The organism is Azospirillum argentinense (assembly GCF_000632475.1).
GTDB lineage: Bacteria > Pseudomonadota > Alphaproteobacteria > Azospirillales > Azospirillaceae > Azospirillum > Azospirillum baldaniorum.
This window is the reverse complement of the sequence record NZ_CP007793.1, coordinates 302,000-322,632: the sequence shown is the minus strand read 5'-3', so window position 1 is coordinate 322,632 and position 20,633 is coordinate 302,000. Positions and strand designations below refer to the sequence as shown.

Sequence of the window (20,633 nt, the reverse complement as noted above, 5' to 3'; positions counted from 1 at the left end):
GGTGCTGGCGAGGGCCGGCGCTTTTTGTCATTCCCCGGTCTGCAGCAGCGCCCCGCGCACCCGCGCCTGATGGAAGGAATAGAGGAAAGCCGCCGTGCACAGCCCCATGAACAGCGCGTTCAAGCCCACCGCCCAGGCCAGATGATCCCAACGCATCGTGCCGTCGAACAGGATGGCGCGCATCCCCTCGAAGACGTGGGCGGAGGGCAGCGACAGGGCGACCCATTGCAGCCAGCCCGGCAGGACGCTGACCGGGTAGTAGACGGCGCTGACCGGAGCCAGCATGAAGACGACGATCCAGGCCAGCCCTTCCGCCCCCATGCCGTAGCGCAGGATCAGCGCCACGATGACCAGCCCCAGCGACCAGCCGAAGACGATCAGGTTGGCGAAGAAGCCGGCCAGCGGCAGCCCGAGGTCGAACAGCGAGTAGCCGAACAGCGGAATCGCCAGCAGCGCCGCCGGCACGACGCCGATGACGGTGCGGATCAGGCTCATCCCGAACAGCGCCGCCACCCATTCGCCGGGGCGCAGCGGGCTGACGAAGAGGTGGCCGAGGTTGCGCGACCACATCTCCTCCAGGAAGGACACCGACACGCCGAGCTGCCCGCGGAACAGCACGTCCCACAGCAGCACCGCGCTGACCAACACCCCCGCCCCCTGCGCCACCCAGGCGCTGGAGGAGGCCATGAACTGGTTGATGTAGCCCCACAGGATCATCTGCATGGTCGGCCAGTAGGCCAGCTCCAGGAAGCGCGGCCAGGAGCCGCGCAGCAGATACCAGTAACGCAGCACCATCGCCCCGACCCGGCGCAGCGAGAAGGCCGGATTCGGGTGAACCATCGCAGCGGCGTCACTCGGCAGCATCGGCGGCCTCCCGCCGGCCGGCCCGACTGGCGTCCCGACTGGCGTCTTCTCCATTGGCACGGTCGCGGGCGATGTCGAGGAACACGTCCTCCAGCGAGGTCCGGCCATAGCGCGCCAGCAACCCCGACGGCGACCCGCGGTCGACGATCCGCCCCTGGCGCATCATCAGCACGTCGTCGCACATGCGCTCCACCTCCAGCATGTTGTGGGAGGCGAGCAGGATGGTGGCTCCGGACTCCAGGCGGTAGCGCTCCAGATAGGTGCGGATCCAGTCCGCCGTGTCGGGGTCGAGCGAGGCGGTCGGTTCGTCCAGCAGCAGAAGCTCCGGCCGGTTGAGCAGCGCCTTGGCCAGCGCCACCCGCGTCTTCTGCCCCGCCGACAGCCCGCCGGAGGGGCGTTCGAGAAAGCGGGTCAGCTCCAGATGCTCGGCCAGCTCCTCGACCCGCCGTTTCACTCCCTTCAGCCCGTAGAGATGGCCGTAGACGGTCAGGTTCTCCCGCACGGTCAGCCGGTGCGGCAGCTCGACATAGGGGGACGAGAAGTTCATGCGGGGCAGCGCCGCGTGGCGATGGCGCACCATGTCCACCCCCAGCACCTCCACCGTGCCGGAGGTCGGCAACAGCAGCCCGAGCAGCATGGAGATGGTCGTCGTCTTGCCGGCCCCGTTGCCGCCGAGAAGCCCGGTGACCGACCCCGCCGCGACGGTGAAGGAGATGCCGTCCACGGCGGTGACCTCGCCGGACCGGGCGGTGCCGTAGCGTTTGGTCAGGTTCACGGCCCGGATGGCGTGCTGTTTTGCGCATTGATCCATAGGCGGAGAATATGGCCGCTTGGCGTGCAAACGCCAGAGTGGCAAAACAGCACCCAGCCATTCGATGTGACGCCGCGGGAAGAGCGGCCTTGCCGGAAAGTCCGTCCCCATGACCGTCGGTTCCGCAACCGCCGCCACCTCCCTTCGCCACGCCATGACCCAGGCCGGCCGGCCGGGTCCGGCCCAGTGGACCAACCTGGACGGGCGCGTCACGCTGCGCACCCTGATCCTGATCCGCTGGATCGCCGTGATCGGGCAGCTCGCCACCGTGGCGACGGTGCAACTCGTCATGGGCTTCCCCTTGCCGCTGGGGCCGGTGCTGGCGGCCATCGGCGCCTCGGTCCTGCTGAACCTCGTGGCGATGGCCCAGCGCGGCGGGCGGCTGCGGCTGGCCGACCGGGACGCGGCGCTCTATCTCGGCTATGACATGCTGCAGCTCACGCTGCTGCTCTATCTCACCGGCGGCCTTGCCAACCCCTTCGCCATCCTGCTGCTGGCCCCGATGACGGTGGCCGCGGCGATCCTGTCGCGCTACAGCGTGGTCCTGCTGACCGGACTCAACCTCGTCTGCCTGACCGTGCTGGCGATGTGGCACTTCCCGCTGCCCTGGCCGGAGCCGATGCCCTCGGTCGCCCCGCTCTACGCCTTCGGCATCTGGCTGTCGCTGTCGGTGTCGGCCGGCTTCATCAGCGGGTACGTGTTCCGCGTGGCCGAGGAAGCGCGGCGCTTCGCCAACGCCCTGTCGGCCTCGCAGGTGGCGCTGGCGCGCGAGCAGCGGCTGTCCTCGCTGGGCGCCCTGGCCGCGGCGGCGGCGCACGAGCTGGGCTCGCCGCTCGGCACCATCGCGGTGGTGGCGAAGGAGCTGCTGCACGACATGCCGCCGGACAGCCCCTTCACCGAGGACGTGGCGCTTCTGCAAAGCCAGGTGATGCGCTGCCGCGAGATCCTGGCGGAGCTGGCCCGCAAGCCGGAGGCCGACGGCGGCGACCCGTTCGAGCGGCTGCCCCTGACCGCGCTGGTGGAGGCGGCCGGCGCGCCGCACCGGCTGGGCCACATCCAGTTCACGGTCGAGCGCAGCGACGGCTCCATGGGGGAGGAGCCGATCGTCCGCCGCAGCCCGGAGATCATCCATGGCCTGGGCAACTTCATCCAGAACGCCCACCAGTTCGCCGACGGGCGGGTGACGGTCGCCGCCTCCTGGGACGCGCGGTCGGCCACGGTGGTGGTGATGGACGACGGGCCGGGCTATCCCGCCCATCTGCTGAGCCGCATCGGCGAGCCCTACCTGTCCGCAAGAAGCGAGCGGTCGGGCCATATGGGGCTGGGAATCTTTATTGCACAAACGCTGCTAGAGAAAACGGGTGCCCTTGTAGCCTTTAGCAATAACCGTAGCGGCGGCGCGCGAGTTGTCGTACGTTGGGACCGTGGTGTCTTAGAACCAGAGGACTAGTGGTGGATAGCGCGATGACCACGGACGAGAGTCCAACGGGCGAAACCGCCAAGCTGACGTTCACGGGTGACGTTACCCGCAGCCTCCTCATCGTCGACGACGACGCGCCTTTCCGAACCCGCCTCGCGCGCGCCATGGAAAAGCGCGGTTTCAACGTGGTCGCCGTGGACAGCGTGCAGCTCGGCATCGACGTCGCCCAGGAATCGGCGCCGGCCTTCGCCGTGGTCGACCTGCGGCTGGCCGATGGCAGCGGCCTGGACGTGGTCAAGACCCTGCGCGACGCCCGCCCCGACGCCCGCATCGTCATGCTGACCGGCTACGGCAACATCGCCACCGCGGTCGCCGCGGTGAAGGCCGGCGCGGTGGACTATCTGCCGAAGCCGGCGGACGCCGACGCCGTGGAATCCGCCCTGCTGGCCGACGGCCGCCCGCTGCCCTCGCCGCCGGAGAACCCGATGTCCGCCGACCGCGTGCGGTGGGAGCACATCCAGCGCGTGTTCGAGCAGTGCGACCGCAACGTCTCCGAAACCGCCCGCCGGCTGAAGATGCACCGCCGCACCCTGCAGCGCATCCTGAACAAGCACGCCCCGCGCGGCTGATCCTTCTCCTTCCGACACGAAAGCGCCCCCTCTCCACACCGGTGAGGGGGCGCTTTTGTTTCAAGGCCCGGCCGTCCTCACGCCGGGGCCGGCTGCCGCGCGGTCTCCGGCGGCTTGGGGCGGTGGGCCGCGACGCAGGACAGGACGCTGCCGGTCACGCAGACCAGGGCGGCCAGCTCCATCCCCGTCGGCAGCCGCTGTTCCCAGAGAAAGCCGTAGAGCAGCGCGAACAGGGTCTCGAACAGGATCATCTGGCCGACCAGGGTCAGCGGCAGCAGCCGGCTCATCCGGTTCCAGAGGGCGTTGCCGACGATCGAGGCGAGGATGGCCAAGCCGGTCACCACGGCGGCGAAGCGCAGCCATTCCCCGGCGGCGTGGCCGCCTTGGGCGAACAGGAAGGCGGGAACCGCGAGCAGCAGCGCCTGCGCGCCGGTCACCACCCCGGTCAGCAGGCTCCAGTCATGCGCCGAGACATGGCCGAGCCGGGCGAGCCAACGGCTGTTGCCCACGGCGTAGACCGTCCAGGAGACGAGCGCGCCGACCGCGCAGAGCAGACCGGTCATCTCGGCCATCGGCATTCCCGTTTGGGCGTCGCCCAGCGCGCCGCCCACCGATTGCCAGCCGATGCAGAGGATGCCCGCCGCGCCGAGCAGCAGCGACGGCACGAGCTTCCGGACGGGAACGGCCCCATGATCCCGGCTGCCAATGACGGTGACCGCGACCGGCAGGAAGCCGATGATTAGCGAGGTCATCGCCATCCCGCCCATTTGCACGGCGGTGGCCAGCAGGGCGTAGTAGAGGATGTTGCCGAGCAGGCTCAGCCAAGCCAGAGCCCACCACTCGCGCAGGCCGAGCCCGGCGCGCAGGGCGCGCCAGCGCGGCAGCACGAGCAGGACGGCGAACAGGCCGTAGGCGAGATAACGCCCGGCGGCGAGCTGGAGCGGCGTGAAGGCCGAGGCCAGTTCCGGGGCGAGGAAGACCAGCCCCCACAAGGCCCCCGCGCCGATGCCGCAGGCGATCCCCAACCACGTCGCGCCCATCCTTGCTCCCAACCCTCTCTGATTTCCGGGGCGAGGATGGCATGGGACACCGCTGTGGTCTTGTCCCGGGCTACGGACTTTTGTGCCGGGTCTTGCGGCTTTGGCGCCGGTAGGCCGCGGGGGTCAGGCCGGTGGCCCGCCGCATCGCCCGCGTGAACGCGCTCTGGTCGGCGTAGCCGGTGCGATAGGCGATCTCCGCGATCGGCAGCTCCGACCGCGCGAGCCAGCCGCAAGCCCGTTTCAGCCGGACCTCCGCGAGCCAGGCCCGCGGGGTGGTGTCCAGTTCGGCGCGGAACAGGGCGTGCAGCCGGCTGACGCTGACGCAGGCCCGCTCGGCCATCGTCTCGGCGGTCCACGGCTTGGCAAGGTCGGGCTCGACCGCGGCCAGCAGGGTTCCGAGCCGCGACCGGGGCCGCGCCGGTTCCTCGGCAAGCGCGTCGAGCAGCAGGGGCACCCAGAGGCGAAGGTTGTCCGCCGACACGCCACGGCTGTCCAGCATCAGGCCCATGTAGTCGATCAGCTTGCCGGCCACCGGGGTCAGCGCGACGAAGGGATGGCGGATCAGCCGGTCGCCGACCGCCGGTTCCAGGAGAGCCGGATCGAGGTCCAGGATGAGCGAGCGGTTCGGCCCGTCGCTCGTCTGGGTGTGCGAGGAGCCGGCCTCGACGAACGCCGCCCGGCACGGCCCAAGACGGCCACCCTTTCCGGCGATGTCGATCTCCAGGGCGCCGCTCAACGGCAGGACGAGTTGAGCGAAATCGTGCCGGTGGGCGCTGTGCGCCGCGCCGTAGCTGCGGACATCGATGCTGAGGCGCGGCGATGTGGACATCGCCTTCCTATAACCGAAATCCGGCGCGCCGACCACCCGCCGAAAGGGGCGGTGGGGGTGGAGAGGGGCGGTTGGTGCGCCCATCCAAGCCCCTTTCCGCCCTCCGGTCTGTGACTCCGTCACACCCCGCCCGCGCGCTCCAGCGCCAGCAGCGCGTCGGGATCGCGCACCCCGACGCGGCCGCGCGACAGCTCCACGAGGCCCCGCCGCTCGAACTCCTTCAACTGGCGGCTGACCACCTCGCGCGCCGTGCCCAGCTCGACGGCCAGCGTCTGGTGGGTGGTGTCCAGCCCGCCGCGCGCGTCGCGGTGGTCGACCAGGAAGCGGGCCAGCCGCAGGTCGATGCGCCCGAAGGCCACCTCCTCCACCAGCATCATCATGCCGAGCAGACGCGTGCCGAAGGAGGCGAAGACGACGTCGCGGAACACCGCGGACCGCGCCAGCAGCTCGTGAAAGGCCCCAGCCCCGAGCGCGATGGCGTCGAGGTCGGTTTCGGCCACGCCCTCGGCGCTGTAGTCGGCGCGCGTCATCAGGCAGGCGGTGGTCAGGATGCAGGTTTCGCCCGCCCCGACGCGGTAGAGGACGATCTCCCGCCCGGTTTCGGCGGTCATCTGGACCCGCACCGTGCCGTCCAGCAGCATGAGAAAATTGTGGCACAGGCCGCCGATGCGGAACAGCACCGTGCCGCGCGGCACCGCCATCCGCGTCCCCTGCGCGCGCAGGACGGCCCGCGCGTCGGGCTCCAGCGCAGCCAGCGCCGGAAACGCACCCGCCCAGATACCGTCAATCTTTTCAATATGTTGCGGCAGCATGTCCGGCCCCCTTCGATCGGCGATGACCATTATCCGCGAAGGGGCTTCCCCGGTCCACCCCGCACCCTCGCCCTGGGCCACTCCACCCAATGGAGACTCCGGGGAGGGTACCCAATGAGCGTGTCTTCCCCACCATATGCACTGCGGGCAGCATGAAACGGCCGGACGGTCGATGACGTTCTAGGCACCGTAACGCCCCGAACGGGGTGCCGTTCGGCATGCGAGGAGGACCCGCTTTGGCGACCCAGGACATTCAGGATCAACCCCAGCGGCGGCAGTCGGCACCGGTCCCGGGACCGGTTTCGTTCGACCTGTCGACCGCGGCGGCCAGCGCGGTGCGCCGCACCACCGGCATGCTGCTGCGCCACAAGCTGCTGATCGGGACGGTGATCGTGCTGGGGACGGGCATCGCGGGTCTCGTCGCGCTGCGCATGACGCCGCTCTACACCGCCCAGACCCTGATCATGGTCGAGCACCGCAAGAACCAGGTGATGAACTACCAGGAGGTCGTCTCCGGCCTCTCGACGGAGCTGGGCGCCCTGCAGAGCGAGGTGGCGATCCTGAAATCCCCCGCCTTCGCGGAAAAGGTGGTCGACAAGCTCGGCCTGATGAACGACCCGGAGTTCAACGCGGCGCTGCGGCCCGAGCAGACCAACTGGTTCTACTACCTGAACCCGAAGAACTGGGTGCCCGACTCCTGGTGGAACAGCGCCCGCGGCGACCGCCCCGAGATCACGCTGAGCCCGGAGGAGAAGACGGCCAACGAGCGGACCTCGGTCGTCAACAACTTCATCGAAAATCTGGCGGTGCGCCCGCAGGGCCGCTCCTACGTCATCGCCGTGGATTTCGACAGCGAGGACCCGCGCAAGGCCTCCCTCATCGCCAACACCATCGGCGAGATGTACCTCGTCGACCAGCTCGACGAGAAGTTCAAGGCGGCCAAGCGCGCCACGGCCTGGCTGGAGGAGCGCATCACCGAGCTGCGCCGCGAGGCCAAGACGACCGGCGAGGCGGCGGAGAAGTACCGCGCCGAAAGCGGCCTGACCAACGCCAACGGCGAAACCACCCTGATCGCCCAGCAGCTGGCCGAGCTGAACACCAGCTATGTCCTGGCCCGCACCAAGCGGCAGGAGGCGGAGGCCAAGCTGCGCGAGGTGTCCACCCTGGCGCAGAGCCCGCGCGGCGTCTCGGCCATCGGCGACGTGCTGGGCTCTCCCCTGATCCAGGCGCTGCGCCAGCAGGAGGTCGAGCTTCAGCGCAAGATCGCCGACGCCGCCAACAAGTACGGCGCCCGCCACCCGACGCTGACCGCGCTGCAGAGCGAGCTGCGCGACCTGCAGGGCCAGATCAAGGCCGACGTGGGCCGCATCGTCCAGAACCTGAGCAACGAGGTGGAGCTGGAGCGCGGGCGCGAGGCCGCCCTGAAGACCAACCTCGACCAGCTCCAGGCCCAGCGCAACCAGCAGCAGGAATCCAACGTGACGCTGCGCACGCTGGAGCGCGACGCCGAGACCTCGCAGACCATGTACGAGGCGATGCTGACGCGCTTCCAGGAGATCGCCGGCCAGACCGAGATCCAGCAGCCCGACGCCCGCATCGTGTCGGAGGCGGCGATCCCGCTGAACCCGTCGCAGCCCAACAAGAAGATGATCGTTCTGCTGGCCCTGGTCGCCTCGGCCACGCTGGGCGTTCTGCTGGCGATGCTGCGCGAACAGTCGGAGCGCGGCTTCCGCAGCCCGCACCAGTTCGAGTCGGCGACCGGCGTGCGCTCGCTGGGCATCGTCCCGGCCATCGGGCGGCGGCGGCGCGGCACCTCGCCCGCGGCCTACGCCATCGACAAGCCGATGTCGGCCTTCGCGGAGGCGATGCAGAACCTGCGCACCACCCTGCTGCTCGCCAACCCGGACGGCCACCAGCGGGTGATCCTGTTCAGCTCCTCCGTCCCCGGCGAGGGCAAGAGTTCGATCGCCGCGGCCTTCGCCCGCATCTGCGCCAACGCCGGCCAGAAGACGATCATCCTGGACTGCGACATGCGCCGCAAGGGGCTGCACCCGATGCTGGGGCTGGAGAACCGGCACGGCCTCTACGAGGTGCTGTCCGGCGAATGCGCGCCGAACGAGGTGATCCAGACCGACCCGCGCACCGGCCTGCATTTCATCGCGTCGGGCCGCGGCTCCGCCCTGCCCCAGGACATGCTGGGCTCCAGCCGGATGCACCAGCTCATCTCGCGGCTGGCGCTGGAATACGACCGGGTGATCCTGGACAGCCCGCCGGTGCTGGCGGTGTCGGAGGGCAAGCTGCTGGCGGCGCTGGCCGACCAGACGGTCTTCATCGTGCATTGGGGCAAGACCAAGCGGGAGACCGCCATGGCCGGGCTGAAGGAGATCGTCGAGGCGGGCGGCGAGGTCGTCGGCGTCCTGTTCTCCCAGGTCGATATCCGCCGCCACGCCCAGTACGAGTTCCCGGACAGCGGGCGCTACCACGGCTACCGCCGCTATTACGCGAACTGACGGCGGCGCTTGAGAAAAGCGGGCGCTGGCCCCCACCCAACCCTCCCCCGCTTCCGCAGGGGGAGGAGAAAAAGCCCTCCCCTACGACAGCGGGGGAGGGTTGGGTGGGGGCCCGACGCCCGCACTTGCCATCACACCCAGAAAAGACCCGATGACTGCCGCCAAATGACCGCCGGACGACGCATTTTCCTGAACATCCGCGCGCTGGGGCTGGCCCGCGTCGCCACGCTGCTGAGCGGGCTGATCACCACGGCCTGGACCGCGCGCGCGCTCGGACCGGACGGGTTCGGCGTGCTCGGCTTCGGCACCTCCATGCTGGCCTACGCCGCGCTGTTCGTGAATCTCGGCCTGTCCACCTACGCGGTGCGCGAGATTGCCCGCGACCGGGAGAAGGCCACCGATCTCGCGGACCATGTGCTGACCCTGCGGATGCTGCTGGCCGTGCTGGTCGGCGGGCTCTACGTCCTGTTCGTGCTCCAGCTCGACAAATCGGCGCTGGTCAAGGCGGTGCTGCTGGTCCAGGCGGTGCAGTTGCTGGGCAACGCGCTGCTGCTCGACTTCGTCTATCAGGCGACGGAGCGGATGAGCGTCATCGCGGTGCGCGAGATCGGCACGTCGCTCGGCAACATGGTCGCCGTGCTGGCGCTGGTGCACGGGCCGGACGATTTGGCCGTCGCCGCCGGGATCACCGCGGTTTCCTTCGTCATCAACGCCGCCCTGATGCTGGCCCGCTTCAGCCGCGATTTCCGGATGCCGCGGCCGCGGGTGGACCTCGCCAAGTGGCGGGCGATCCTGAAGACCTCCGCCCCGATGGCGGTCAGCGTCTTCGCGTGGGCGCTGTTCTCCCACCTCGATCTGGTGATGCTCGGCTTCATGGCGCCGCAGACGGAGGTCGGCTGGTACGCCGCGGTGACCAAGCTGCTGGTGCTGTCGCTGACCGCGGGGAACATCATCCTCAGCGCCTTCATGCCGCAGCTCGCCGCCGCCTACGGCGACCGCGAGGCGATGCGGGCGCGGATGCGCGACTACGCCGCGACCATCCTGTCCATCGGCGCGCTGATCGCGGCGGGCGGCTTCACCCTGGCCCCGGCCATCCTGGGCACCGTCTTCGGCCCGGCCTACGCGCCGGCCGCCGACACGCTGCGGCTGCTGATGATCGCGGTCGCCATCGTCCACATCAACCTGACGATGGGCAACCCGCTGCTCGTCTGGCACCGGCAGTCCGGCTACATGACCGCCATCCTGATCGGCGGCCTGACCAACGCTGCGCTGAACCTGATCCTGATCCCGCGCTACGGGATCGAGGGCTCCGCCGCCGCCACCATCGTTGCGGAGCTGACCGCCATGACCGGCCTCGCCTGGCTGCACCGGCGCGAGGTCGGGCAGCTCTACCTCGGAATCGTCGCGCGGGCGGCGCTGTGCGCAGCACTCGCCATGGGGGCCACGCTGGGCTTGACCCACGCGCTGCCGGACCTGATGGCTCCCGCGCACCCCCTGCCCGCGTTGCTGATCGGCGGCAGTGTGCTGGTCGCGGTCTACGCGCTGGCGGCGCTGCTCACCGGGCTGGTGCGTCCGTCGCGGCTGCGTCGCCTGATCGTGGCGGCGGCATGACCCGTACGCCTCATCCCGAATCCCGAAGGACGCCGACCGGACGCACCCTTGCCGCCGGTCCGGGGTACCACGAACAAAACAATGCCCGATCAACGGCATAGCCATTTCACGCCATCCCGAACGGCCGGAACAATGCCGCGTTGCAAGACGTTCGGATTGCGCATGGCGCGGGTGGCGGATGGCGGCGCCTTTGGATGCATGCTCCAATCACTAGCAGGATCGAAAGACTATGCTCCCAAAGTCCTTTCCCGACCGGAACGTCTGCGTGCTTGGTCTCGGCTATGTCGGGCTGACGCTGGGCGTGGCCATGGCGGACGCGGGGTTCCAGGTGCACGGCGTGGAGGTGCGGGACGAGGTGCTGGACAAGCTGGCCCGCGGCGTCCCCCATTTCCATGAGCCGGGCCTCGCCGAGAAGCTGCGGCATGTGATGGAGCGCGGGCGCTTCACCTTCGGCCGCACGCCAGAGAGCGCCCGGGACTGCACCGTCTTCATCATCACCGTCGGCACCCCGCTGGACCGCGACGGCCGCGTGCGCACCGACATGATCGAGGCGGCGACCCGGCAGGTCGCCGACTGCATCCACGACGGCGATCTCGTCATCCTGCGCTCCACCGTGAAGCTGGGGACCACGCGTGAGGTGGTGGCGCCGATCCTGCGCCGCACCGGCAAGCGCTTCGACATCGCCTTCTGCCCCGAGCGCACGCTGGAGGGGCAGGCGCTGATCGAGCTGAACCAGCTTCCCCAGATCATCGGCGCGGAAAGCGTCGAGGTGGCGGCCCGCGCCTCGCAGATCTTCGGCATGCTGACGCCGACGACGGTCAAGGTCTCGACGCTGGAGACGGCGGAGATGATCAAGCTGGTGGACAACACCTACCGCGACGTCACCTTCGCCTTCGCCAACGAGATCGCCCGGCTGTGCAACGCCATGGAGGTCTCGGCGCTGGAGGTGTCGCGGGCGGGCAAGCTGGGCTACCCGCGCACGCAGCTGCCGCTGCCCGGCCCGGTCGGCGGCCCCTGTCTGGAGAAGGACCCGCACATCCTGATCGAATCCGCCCGCGGGTTCGGGGTGGAGATGGACATCACCGCCGCCGGGCGCCGCATCAACGAAAGCCAGCCCCACGAGGTGTCGGAGTTCCTGGAGAGGCTGACCGGCTCCATGCAGGGCTTCCCGCAGGAGCCGACCATCAGCCTGATGGGCCTCGCCTTCAAGGGCCGCCCGGCGACCGACGACCTGCGCGGCACCATGGCCAAGCCGCTGTTCGAGGAGCTGCGCACCCGTTTCCCCAAGGCACGCTGGCGCGGCTTCGACGCGGTGGTGGCGGCGGACGACATCCGCGGCTTCGGGCTGGAGCCGGCCAACAGCATGACCGAGGCGGTGGATGGCGCCAACCTCGCCGTCATCCTGAACAACCACCCGGTCTTCACCTCCATGCCGCTGCCGGATCTGGCGCGCCGCATGGACCGGCCGGGGGTGATCTACGACTTCTGGAACAACTTCAACAGCCGCGAGGTGGACCTGCCCGAGGGCACGGCCTACGTGGCGCTGGGCAGCCACGGCGCCGCCCGCTTCGCCCATGTCGCCTGAAGACATATCGCCTGAAGAAACGTCGCTTGAAGAAGCGTCCCCTGACGCTGTCGCCTAAGGAAAAAACAATGCCGAAACATTATCTCGTGACCGGGGGCAGCGGCTTCATCGGCGCCGCCCTGGTCCGCCGGCTGGTGCGCGACGGGCACCGCGTCCGCGTCCTCGACGACAACTCCCGCGGCCACCCGCGCCGGCTCGGCGACGCCGTGGACGCGGTCGAATTCGTGTCCGGCGACATCCGCGACCCGGCGGCGGTGGACAAGGCGGTGCGCGGCGTCGACGGCGTGCTGCATCTGGCCGCCGTCAACGGCACCAAGCACTTCTACGAGAAGCCGGAGGTGGTGCTGGACGTCGGCGTGCGCGGCATGCTGAACGTGCTGGACGCCTGCCGGTCGAACGGGGTGGGCGATCTGGTCGTCGCCTCCTCCTCCGAGGCCTACCAGACCCCGCCGATGGTGCCGACCCCGGAGGACATCCCGCTGGTCGTTCCGGACGTGCTGAACCCGCGCTACAGCTACGGCGGGTCGAAGCTGATCTCGGAGCTTCTGGCGGTCAACTGGGGCCGCACCGGCTTCGACCGCGTCGCCATCTTCCGCCCGCACAACGTCTACGGCCCCGACATGGGGTGGGAGCATGTGGTGCCGGAGTTTGTCCGCCGCGCCGTGGCCGCCATCGACCGCAGCCCGGAGGTCCTCGTGCCCTTCCCCATCCAGGGCGACGGCACCCAGACCCGCGCCTTCGTCCACATTGACGACGCGGTGGACGGCATCATGACGGTGATCGAGCGCGGCGAGCATTTCGGCATCTACCACGTCGGCAACCCGGAGGAGATCTCCATCGCCGAACTCGCCCGGCAGGTCGTCGCCGCGCTGGGGCGGGTGGCGGACATCCAGATCGGACCGCCCGCCCCCGGCGGCACCCAGCGGCGCAGCCCCGACATCGCCCGCCTGTCCGCGCTCGGCTTCACGCCGCGCATTCCGCTGAAGGACGGTCTGCCCGGCGTGGTGGACTGGTACGCCGCCCGCAGCCGCGACGGCGACGCCCCGATCGCCAGCGCCGCCGAATAAGGGACACGAGAGCCATGGAGCGAAACAGCCGCATCTTCGTCGCGGGGCACCGCGGTCTCGTCGGCTCGGCCATCGTCCGCCGTCTGGTGGAGGGCGGCTACGACGACCTCGTGCTGCGCGGCCGCGACGAGCTGGACCTGACCGACCAGGCCGCGGTGCGCGCCTTCTTCGACCGGGAAAAGATCGACTACGTGATCCTGGCCGCCGCCAAGGTCGGCGGCATCCTGGCGAACGAGCGCTTCGGCGGCGACTTCATCCGCGACAACCTGCTGATCCAGACCAACGTCATCGACGCGGCCTGGCGGGCGGGGGTGAGGAAGCTGCTGTTCCTCGGCTCCTCCTGCCTCTACCCGAAGTTCGCGGAGCAGCCGCTGAAGGAGGAGGCGCTGCTGACCGGCGCGCTGGAGCCGACCAACAAGCCCTACGCCATCGCCAAGATCGCCGGCATCACCCAGTGCCAGGCCTACCGGCGGCAGTACGGCTTCAACGCCATCTGCGCCATGCCGTCGAACCTCTACGGCCCCGGCGACCATTTCGACCCGGAGGGCTCCCACGCCATCCCCGGCATGATCCGGCGCTTCCACGACGCGAAGATGGAGCAGGCGCCCAGCGTCACCCTGTGGGGCACCGGCACGCCGCGGCGCGAGTTCCTCTATGTGGACGACATGGCCGACGCCTGCCTGCACCTGATGGAGCGCTACGACGGCGAGGACATCATCAACGTCGGCCCCGGCGAGGACATCGCCATCGGCGATCTGGCCCGGCTGATCCGCGGGGTGGTCGGCTACGAGGGGGCGCTGACCCAGGATCTGAGCAAGCCGGACGGCCACCCGCGCAAGCTGATGGACGTGTCGCGCCTGTTCGCCACCGGCTGGCGGCCCAAGGTCGGGCTGGAGGAGGGGCTTGGCCGCACCTACGGCTGGTTCCTGGAGAACGCCGCCCCGCCGGCTCCCCGGCCCGCCGCCACCACGACCGGCGAAGCCGCGGAGTGACCGCCGATGCCCGATGATTCCACACCCCTGCGCACCCGGACCGTGGATCCGGCCGCTCTCCCGCCATCGGTCCTGCTGGTGGCGATGAGCTACTGGCCGGAGCCCGCCGGCAGCGCGCCGATGATGACCGACCTCGCCACCGCCTTCGCCGCGGCGGGGACGGACACGACCGTGCTGACCGCGCGTCCCAACTATCCGGGCCAAGCCATCTACGACGGCTACGCCGACGGGGCCGAGGACCGCCGCACCGTGAACGGCGTTCGCATCGAGCGGCTGTTCACCATCCCGCCGAAGGGCGGCGGCATGAAGGGCCGGCTGATCCACGAGGGGGTGCTGCACGCCGGCTTCCTGGCGGCGCGCGCCCGCGGGCGCGTTGGGCGGCACAGGGCGGTGCTGTCGCTCTGCCCCTCCATCTTCAGCGTCGCCGTCGCCGACCGCTTCCGCGCGCCGGGTGGGCGGCACATCGCCATCGTGCACGACATCCAGTCGGGCCTTGCCGGCGCGCTGGGCATGGGCGGCGGGGCCGCGCTGAAGGCCATCCAGGCGGTGGAGCGCACGGCGCTGAACCGCGCCGACGGCATCGTCGTGCTGTCGGAGGCGATGGCCGACGTGCTGCGCGACCTCGGCGTGCGGCGACCGATCACGGTCATCCCGCCCCACGTCGATGCCGAGGCCATCCGCCCCCTGCCCCGGCCGGAGGGCCAGCCGCCGACCGTCCTCTACAGCGGCGCCTTCGCCCGCAAGCAGGGGCTGGACCAAGTGCTGGAGATGGCCCGCCACCTCCACGCGCTGCGCCCCGACGCCCGCGTGCTGCTGCGCGGTCAGGGCGGGCTTGAGGAGGAGCTGAAGGCCCAGGCCAAGGCGATGGCGCTGCCCAACGTGGAGTTCGCGCCGTTGATCGCCTCCGACCGGCTCGCCGAGGGCTTGGCCGAGGGCGACGTGCATCTGGTGCCGCAGCGTCCGGAGGGGGCGGCCTTCGCCATGCCGGGCAAGGCGGTGACCATCCTGGCCGCCGGGCGGCCCTTCGTCTGCACCTGCCTGCCGGGCTCGGCGCTCGACCGGCTGGGGACGGAGATCGACGCCTTCCGGCGCACCCCGCCCGACGCGCCGGAGGCCATGGCCCAGGCCGTGGCCGACCTTCTGAACGATCCCGCCCGGAGCGCCGCCATGGGCCGCCGGGGCCGCGCCTGGGTGGAGGGCAACGCCAGCCGCAGCGCCGTCCTGGCGCGCTACGCCGCGCTGCTGCTGGGAGACGACGCCGCATGACGAAGCCCGCCCTGGTCTTTTCCTGGGAGATGTTCGGCCCCTACCACATGGACCGGCTGGAGGCGGTCGGGCGGCGGCTCGGCCATCTCTACGACGTGGTCGGTCTGGAGATCGGGTCGAAGTCCCACACCTACGCCTGGGACTCCACCGGAGAGGGGCAGCATTTCCGCAAGATCACGCTGTTCCCCGGACGCTCCAAGGCGGACATCCCGTCCTTCCAGGTCTACCGCGCCCTGCTGCGCGAATGCCGCAAGGCGGGGGCCAGCCACGTCTTCCTGTGCCATTACGAGGAGCCGGACGTCTTCGCCCTGGCGGTGACGATGCGGCTGATGGGCCGGCGCGTCGTCAACATGAACGCCTCGAAGTTCGACGACAAGCCGCGCGTCCTCTGGCGCGAGGCGCTGAAGTCCCTGCTCTACAAGCCCTATCAGGCGGCGATCGGGGGCAGCCACCGCACCGTCGACTACTACCGCTTCCTGGGACTGCCCAAGGACCGGCTGTTCATCGGCTACGACACCCTGTCGCTGGAGCGGGTGCGCCGGCTGTCCGGCATGACCCCGGCCCCCGACGGCGTGCCCTTCGCCGAGCGGCACTTCACGATCATCGCCCGCTTCGTGCCGAAGAAGAACCTGTTCCGCGCGGTCGAGGCCTACGATCTCTACCGCCGGCTGGCCGGGGACGCGGCGCGGCCCCTGCACCTCTGCGGCTCCGGCCCGCTGGAGGCCGAGCTGCGGGCGGAGGTCGCCCGGCGCGGGCTGGAGGGGCACATCCTGTTCCGCGGCTTCCTTCAGGAGAAGGGGATCGCCGAGACGCTGGGCTCCACCCTGTGCCTGCTGCTGCCCTCGCTGGAGGAGCAGTTCGGGCTGGTGGTGAACGAGGCGCTGGCCATGGGCGTGCCGACGATCCTGTCCGACCAGTGCGGCGCCCGCGACGTACTGATCCGCAGCGGCCTGAACGGCCACATCGTCGAGCCCGACAACCCGGAGGGTTTGGCCCGCCACATGCTGTCCGTCGCGTCGGACGAGGCGGAATGGCGGCGCCTCAGCCTCAACGGACGTCCCTTCCAGGCGCTGGCCGACGCCGGCTATTTCGCGGAGGCCGTGGAGAAGGCCCTGCACAGCCTGGGCGCCCGCAAGGATGCCGACCAGGGCGCCGCCCAAAGCACCGATGAAAGCGCCCGCAAGGGCACCCGTGAAAGCGAAGCGTGATGACCGACCGCCGCAACACCCCCCACATCGTCGTCTCGGGCCGCCTTCCCCCGCCCATGGACGGGATGAGTCGGGTCACCGCCCTGGTGCTGGACCGCCTGCGCAACCGCGGCCCGGTGGAGGCCACGGTGGAGGTCGCGGACCTTTCGCCGGGCTGGAACGGCGGCGGCCTGCGCTACCACGCGGCCAAGGCCATGCGCGTCCTGCTGGCGGGCTTGCGACTGGCGGCCGGGGCGACGATCCCCGGACGGCGTTTCTACATGCCCGTCGATTCGGGGCTGGGGATCTTCTACACGGCGGCGCTGGCCGGAACGGCGCGGCTGTTCGGCTATGAACGGACGCTGCACCACCATTCCTTCGCCACCATCTCCAAGCCGACCTGGCGGATGAGCCTGCTGACCCGGCTGGCCGGCACGGACTGCATGCATGTGCTGCTCTGCCCGGCCATGCAGGCGCGCTTCCAGGCGCTCTACCCGGCGGCGAAAACGGCGATGAGCGTGTCCAACGCCATCTTCACCCCGCCGGTGCCGCGCCCGCGCCACGGCAAGTCCGGCCCGCTGCGCATCGGCCACCTGTCCAATCTGTGCGCCGACAAGGGGCTGGACACGCTGTTCACCCTGCTGCGCGCCCTGCGGTCGGAGGGGGTGGACGTCAAGCTGGTGCTGGCCGGGCCGGGCTTGGGCCGCATGGACAACGCGCTGGTCGCGGCGGGGCTGGTGGCCTTCGACGGCGACGTGGAATATCGCGGCCCGGTGGACGACGACGCCAAGGCGGCCTTCTACCGTGACATCGACGTCTTCGTCTTCCCCACCCGCTACCGCAACGAGGCGCAGCCGCTGGTGCTGTTCGAGGCGATGGCGGCGGGCGTGCCGGTGCTGGCCTACGACCGCGGCTGCATCGGCAGCGACATCCCCCGCCCCGGCCTCGTTCCGCAGGACCGGGACTTCATCCAGGCGGTGCTGCCGGCGCTGCGCCTGTGGGCCAAGGACCGCGACGCGCTGGCGCTGGCCTCAGAGCAGGCCCACGCCCGCGCCCGCGCCGCCCATGAGGCCGGGCACAGCGGCATGGACGCGCTGCTCGACCGCATCGCCGGACCGCTGCCCGAAGCCGCCGGGCCAGCCGTCCGGCCAAAACGCGCCATGGGCTGAGCGCGCCAGGGTCTGACCGCCCTCACACCCAGCGCGCCGCCCTCACCCCCACACGGGACAGAAACACCGCCAGCCCGGCCAGCGCGCGGGCGGTCCAGGGCGGCGCCGGGTCGAGGCGGGCGGCGTCGCGGGCGTGAAGGCGCTCGTCAAGGCGGCAGGCCTCCAGCAGGTTCAGCAGGTCGGGATCGGGGGCGAGCCGCCGCGCCAGGGCGATCTGCCGGGTGTAATGCCCATCCACCCAGGCCTCCACCCCGGCGACCACCGCGTAGAAATAGGGCGGGCCGAGCCAGGCCGGCAGCCCGCCCATCACCCGGCCCGACCAGCGCCAGAAGGCCGGAAGCGCGCTGCGCTTGTCCGGCGGCAGAACCGCCTCGAACAGCCGCAGGTGCCGCCGCTCGACCCTTCGGTGGGACGCGGCGAAGCGCAGGACCTTCGGGTCGCTGGTGGCGCCGGCGACGCCGTCGTAAAGGGCGACCGCCACGGTCTCGCCGACATGGCTGGCGCGCAGCTCGCGCCGGATGCGCGGCGGCAGGACGGACAGGTCGAGTTGCGGCGGCGCCAGCCCGATGGTGGCGGACGGCGGGGCCTCCGGCGAGGGGGCGGGCGACGGACTGAGCGCGTCCACGGGCTCAGCGCGCCCCTTCCGGACCGATGCGCGACCAGGGAATCTCCTGGAAGCCGATCTTCAGGGCGGGGGAGTTTGGGCGCAGGCGGTAGTCGTCCTTCGACGGGTTCATGAAATAGGGGTCCGGCTGATTGCCTCCTTGAACGGAGCGCGCCTGCGTGCGTTCCACGGGCGCCCCCGGCGCGCGCAGGCCGCGGCCCGGCCGGTCGAAGATGTTGTTCTCCAGCCTGTACTCCCCGCCGGTCAGCGCCGTCACCAGCTGCTCCACCGGAACGCGGGCGTGGATGATGTTGCGGCTGGCCTCGTTGTCGCGCAGGAAGCCCGCCGTCCCCGCCTTCGGCACCCATTCGAAGCGCAGGAAGCGGTCGCGCTCGTCGGTCAGCACGGCGATGTTGTTCTCCACCCGGTTGCCGTCGCCGCCATGGATGAACACCGACGCCCAGCCGGTGTCCTCAAGGAAGTTGCCCTCGACCCGCACGCCGTTGGTCAGGTCGTCCAGATAGACGCCGAACCCCTTATAGCGGGTCATCCAGCGCCCCGCCGCGTCGGTGGCGATCCCGCCGGTCCCCCGGATGTCGTTGAAGCGGATGACCAGCTTGGTGTCGATGTCGCTGCGCCCCAGCGTCTCGATGGCGCCGAGGTCGGCGGTCTCCCGCCCGATGTCGCGGATGCGGTTGTACTCGATCACGTTGTCGGTGTTCTTCGTCTCCGGGTTCCAGTTCTTCATGGAGATGCCGTAGCGCGCGGCGTGCCGGATGTCGTTGTGGGCGATCTGCGTGCGGGTCACCCCGGCGCTCATGATGCCGCCGCCGTAGAAGTTCACCTCACCGACATGGCGGATGGTGTTGGCGACGATCCGGTTGCCGGCGCTGCCGGGGGTGAGCTCGATCCCGCTGCGCCCCAGATGATCCAGCCGGTTGCCGCGCACCTCGCTGTCCGCGACGCCGACCAGTAGCACGCCGGTTCCGACGGCGGTGAAGCGGTTGTCGAGGACGCGGTGCCCCGAGCCGCCGGCCAGCCGCACCGCCGCCCCGTTGTAGGGCACGTCGGCGAAGGACAGCCCGTCGAGGGTGATGGAATCCGCCTTCTCCGCCTGGATCAGCGGGGCGGTGCGGGCCACCACCGCCTCGCCGTCGCGGGCGAAGGCCGCCGGGTCGTGGGGGCGGAGAAGCAGGCGCCGGTCCTTGGCGCTCCAGGCGAACTGGCCGGGGAATTTCAGGAAATCGGGATGGCCGAGCAGGCGGAAGGTGCTGCCGTCGCGAAACGGGTACCAGCCGTCGCGGTCGAGCACCAGCGTGCCGTTGCGGTCGATGCGCTCGATGCCGCGGATGTCGTCGGCCTGCCGCTCGCGGTCGAGCGCCTGGACGCGCACGCCGGGGACCGCCCAGGCCGCCTGGACGGTGCCGGGCGGAAAGCGGAACTGCCGCTTGTCGCCGCCGCCCTTGGTCTGCTGGGCGACGAACCAGCCGCTGCGGATCGGGTCCTGCGGGTCGAAGGCGCCGCTCTGCGCGGCGCGAAGCCGCACGCCGCCGGCGCTGACGTCCAGCCCCGGCTCGCGCGCCAGCGGGGCGGAGACGACGCCGTCCCGCTCCGCCTTGAATCCCGTCACCACTTCGCCGCCCGACAGGACCGGGGTCTCGCCGGGAAAGGCGGCGATGCGCAGCCCGGAATCCTCCGGACCCAGCGTCACCGTGTCGGTCAGCCGGTGGGTGCCGCCGCGCAGCAGGATCAGGTGCAGGCCGCGCTTGCGCGCCTCCTCCACCGCGCGGGCCAGCGTGGCGACCGGGCCGTCCCGCCCGTCCGGGGTGGGGGCGGCGACCCGCCCGGACCAGCGGTCGTCGCCCTGGGGGGAGACGTGGATCGCCGGCTCCGCCGCGAAGGACGGGGTGGGACCAGCCAGCAGCAGGACCAGCCACAACAGCCCGCCCGCGAAGAGTCCAGGAATCCGGCGCGTCATATCACCTCCGTTCCGCACCCCAGCGAAACTGGCGGCGGGGGGCGGATGAAGCAAAAGCGCGGACGGGGTGCCTCGAAGGTGCCGCGCGGATAGCCCTGACCGAACGGCCCTCGCCGTCTGCGCTCCCGGACGGGGGGACCCGAGCGGGGCCGGCGGTGTTGCTTTCCGGAGTGCCGCCTTCGCTCCCGGGGGCCGGCACGACGACACCGCCCCACCGGCCGTCACACCACCGGCCGTGGCCGGCGGTGACGCGCGTTCA

Annotated in this window: 17 protein-coding genes; 10 read left to right on the top strand and 7 right to left on the bottom strand. The window is 70.6% G+C overall.

Annotation, left to right across the window (positions count from 1 at the left end; all coding sequences use genetic code 11):
- Positions 1 to 27 precede the first annotated feature (27 nt).
- On the bottom strand, positions 28 to 864 hold the full coding sequence (locus tag ABAZ39_RS01505; protein ID WP_051657739.1) for an ABC transporter permease: 837 nt from the start codon (positions 862 to 864) through the stop codon (positions 28 to 30).
- Entirely contained in the window at positions 851 to 1,675 is an 825-nt protein-coding gene (locus ABAZ39_RS01500; RefSeq protein ID WP_038526019.1) for an ABC transporter ATP-binding protein, read from the bottom strand. Before ABAZ39_RS01500 ends, ABAZ39_RS01505 begins: the two co-directional genes overlap by 14 nt.
- A 109-nt stretch (positions 1,676 to 1,784) precedes the next feature.
- On the opposite strand from ABAZ39_RS01500, the gene ABAZ39_RS01495 reads away from it, so the two are divergent.
- Together ABAZ39_RS01495 and ABAZ39_RS01490 are read left to right on the top strand one after the other, a co-directional pair.
- Positions 1,785 to 3,125, top strand: coding sequence for an ActS/PrrB/RegB family redox-sensitive histidine kinase (locus ABAZ39_RS01495; RefSeq protein WP_038526016.1), 1,341 nt, complete (start codon positions 1,785 to 1,787; stop codon positions 3,123 to 3,125).
- 14 nt (positions 3,126 to 3,139) lie between these two features.
- Positions 3,140 to 3,724, top strand: coding sequence for an ActR/PrrA/RegA family redox response regulator transcription factor (locus ABAZ39_RS01490; RefSeq protein ID WP_014239303.1), 585 nt, complete (start codon positions 3,140 to 3,142; stop codon positions 3,722 to 3,724).
- 77 nt (positions 3,725 to 3,801) lie between these two features.
- Here ABAZ39_RS01490 and ABAZ39_RS01485 read toward each other — a convergent pair whose 3' ends face one another.
- From ABAZ39_RS01485 to ABAZ39_RS01475, 3 genes are all read right to left on the bottom strand, one after another.
- Entirely contained in the window at positions 3,802 to 4,764 is a 963-nt protein-coding gene (locus ABAZ39_RS01485) for a DMT family transporter (protein ID WP_038526012.1), read from the bottom strand.
- Between the two features lie 70 nt (positions 4,765 to 4,834).
- Positions 4,835 to 5,593, bottom strand: coding sequence for a helix-turn-helix transcriptional regulator (locus ABAZ39_RS01480; protein WP_038526009.1), 759 nt, complete (start codon positions 5,591 to 5,593; stop codon positions 4,835 to 4,837).
- Between the two features lie 119 nt (positions 5,594 to 5,712).
- Complete coding sequence (locus ABAZ39_RS01475; RefSeq protein WP_051657738.1) at positions 5,713 to 6,405, bottom strand: Crp/Fnr family transcriptional regulator; 693 nt, start codon at positions 6,403 to 6,405, stop codon at positions 5,713 to 5,715.
- Positions 6,406 to 6,641: 236 nt separating this feature from the next.
- Between ABAZ39_RS01475 and ABAZ39_RS01470 the strand changes: the two genes are divergently transcribed.
- The 8 genes from ABAZ39_RS01470 (at position 6,642) to ABAZ39_RS01435 (ending at position 17,792) form a co-directional block, all read left to right on the top strand.
- Positions 6,642 to 8,915, top strand: coding sequence for a GumC family protein (locus tag ABAZ39_RS01470; protein WP_038526006.1), 2,274 nt, complete (start codon positions 6,642 to 6,644; stop codon positions 8,913 to 8,915).
- Between the two features lie 165 nt (positions 8,916 to 9,080).
- A complete protein-coding gene (locus ABAZ39_RS01465) occupies positions 9,081 to 10,526 on the top strand; it encodes a flippase (protein WP_038526003.1) in 1,446 nt (481 codons plus the stop codon).
- Positions 10,527 to 10,755: 229 nt separating this feature from the next.
- The gene (locus tag ABAZ39_RS01460) at positions 10,756 to 12,111 is read left to right on the top strand and encodes a nucleotide sugar dehydrogenase (protein ID WP_038525999.1); all 1,356 of its coding nucleotides are present in this window, start codon (positions 10,756 to 10,758) and stop codon (positions 12,109 to 12,111) included.
- A gap of 68 nt (positions 12,112 to 12,179) precedes the next feature.
- Positions 12,180 to 13,178, top strand: coding sequence for an NAD-dependent epimerase/dehydratase family protein (locus tag ABAZ39_RS01455; RefSeq protein WP_038525996.1), 999 nt, complete (start codon positions 12,180 to 12,182; stop codon positions 13,176 to 13,178).
- A gap of 14 nt (positions 13,179 to 13,192) precedes the next feature.
- Complete coding sequence (locus ABAZ39_RS01450) at positions 13,193 to 14,170, top strand: GDP-L-fucose synthase family protein (RefSeq protein ID WP_038525994.1); 978 nt, start codon at positions 13,193 to 13,195, stop codon at positions 14,168 to 14,170.
- A 6-nt stretch (positions 14,171 to 14,176) separates the two neighbouring features.
- Positions 14,177 to 15,436: a glycosyltransferase family 4 protein gene (locus ABAZ39_RS01445; protein ID WP_038525992.1), complete on the top strand. Its 1,260-nt coding sequence runs from the start codon at positions 14,177 to 14,179 to the stop codon at positions 15,434 to 15,436.
- Positions 15,433 to 16,644, top strand: coding sequence for a glycosyltransferase (locus tag ABAZ39_RS01440; RefSeq protein WP_038525989.1), 1,212 nt, complete (start codon positions 15,433 to 15,435; stop codon positions 16,642 to 16,644). Before ABAZ39_RS01445 ends, ABAZ39_RS01440 begins: the two co-directional genes overlap by 4 nt.
- The gene (locus ABAZ39_RS01435; RefSeq protein WP_038525986.1) at positions 16,644 to 17,792 is read left to right on the top strand and encodes a glycosyltransferase family 4 protein; all 1,149 of its coding nucleotides are present in this window, start codon (positions 16,644 to 16,646) and stop codon (positions 17,790 to 17,792) included. The genes ABAZ39_RS01440 and ABAZ39_RS01435 overlap by 1 nt, the downstream gene beginning before the upstream one ends.
- A gap of 22 nt (positions 17,793 to 17,814) precedes the next feature.
- Here ABAZ39_RS01435 and ABAZ39_RS01430 read toward each other — a convergent pair whose 3' ends face one another.
- Together ABAZ39_RS01430 and ABAZ39_RS01425 are read right to left on the bottom strand one after the other, a co-directional pair.
- The gene (locus tag ABAZ39_RS01430; RefSeq protein WP_038525982.1) at positions 17,815 to 18,417 is read right to left on the bottom strand and encodes a demethoxyubiquinone hydroxylase family protein; all 603 of its coding nucleotides are present in this window, start codon (positions 18,415 to 18,417) and stop codon (positions 17,815 to 17,817) included.
- Positions 18,418 to 18,421: 4 nt separating this feature from the next.
- Positions 18,422 to 20,374: a right-handed parallel beta-helix repeat-containing protein gene (locus ABAZ39_RS01425; protein ID WP_038525979.1), complete on the bottom strand. Its 1,953-nt coding sequence runs from the start codon at positions 20,372 to 20,374 to the stop codon at positions 18,422 to 18,424.
- Positions 20,375 to 20,633: the final 259 nt, after the last annotated feature.

Bases quoted from the DNA above. Each gene is read 5' to 3' on its own strand.
- ABAZ39_RS01505 (WP_051657739.1), bottom strand. From the start codon at position 864: ATGCTGCCGAGTGACGCCGCTGCGATGGTTCACCCGAATCCGGCCTTC.
- ABAZ39_RS01500 (WP_038526019.1), bottom strand. From the start codon at position 1,675: ATGGATCAATGCGCAAAACAGCACGCCATCCGGGCCGTGAACCTGACC.
- ABAZ39_RS01495 (WP_038526016.1), top strand. From the start codon at position 1,785: ATGACCGTCGGTTCCGCAACCGCCGCCACCTCCCTTCGCCACGCCATG.
- ABAZ39_RS01490 (WP_014239303.1), top strand. From the start codon at position 3,140: ATGACCACGGACGAGAGTCCAACGGGCGAAACCGCCAAGCTGACGTTC.
- ABAZ39_RS01485 (WP_038526012.1), bottom strand. From the start codon at position 4,764: ATGGGCGCGACGTGGTTGGGGATCGCCTGCGGCATCGGCGCGGGGGCC.
- ABAZ39_RS01480 (WP_038526009.1), bottom strand. From the start codon at position 5,593: ATGTCCACATCGCCGCGCCTCAGCATCGATGTCCGCAGCTACGGCGCG.
- ABAZ39_RS01475 (WP_051657738.1), bottom strand. From the start codon at position 6,405: ATGCTGCCGCAACATATTGAAAAGATTGACGGTATCTGGGCGGGTGCG.
- ABAZ39_RS01465 (WP_038526003.1), top strand. From the start codon at position 9,081: ATGACCGCCGGACGACGCATTTTCCTGAACATCCGCGCGCTGGGGCTG.
- ABAZ39_RS01460 (WP_038525999.1), top strand. From the start codon at position 10,756: ATGCTCCCAAAGTCCTTTCCCGACCGGAACGTCTGCGTGCTTGGTCTC.
- ABAZ39_RS01455 (WP_038525996.1), top strand. From the start codon at position 12,180: ATGCCGAAACATTATCTCGTGACCGGGGGCAGCGGCTTCATCGGCGCC.
- ABAZ39_RS01450 (WP_038525994.1), top strand. From the start codon at position 13,193: ATGGAGCGAAACAGCCGCATCTTCGTCGCGGGGCACCGCGGTCTCGTC.
- ABAZ39_RS01445 (WP_038525992.1), top strand. From the start codon at position 14,177: ATGCCCGATGATTCCACACCCCTGCGCACCCGGACCGTGGATCCGGCC.
- ABAZ39_RS01440 (WP_038525989.1), top strand. From the start codon at position 15,433: ATGACGAAGCCCGCCCTGGTCTTTTCCTGGGAGATGTTCGGCCCCTAC.
- ABAZ39_RS01435 (WP_038525986.1), top strand. From the start codon at position 16,644: ATGACCGACCGCCGCAACACCCCCCACATCGTCGTCTCGGGCCGCCTT.
- ABAZ39_RS01425 (WP_038525979.1), bottom strand. From the start codon at position 20,374: ATGACGCGCCGGATTCCTGGACTCTTCGCGGGCGGGCTGTTGTGGCTG.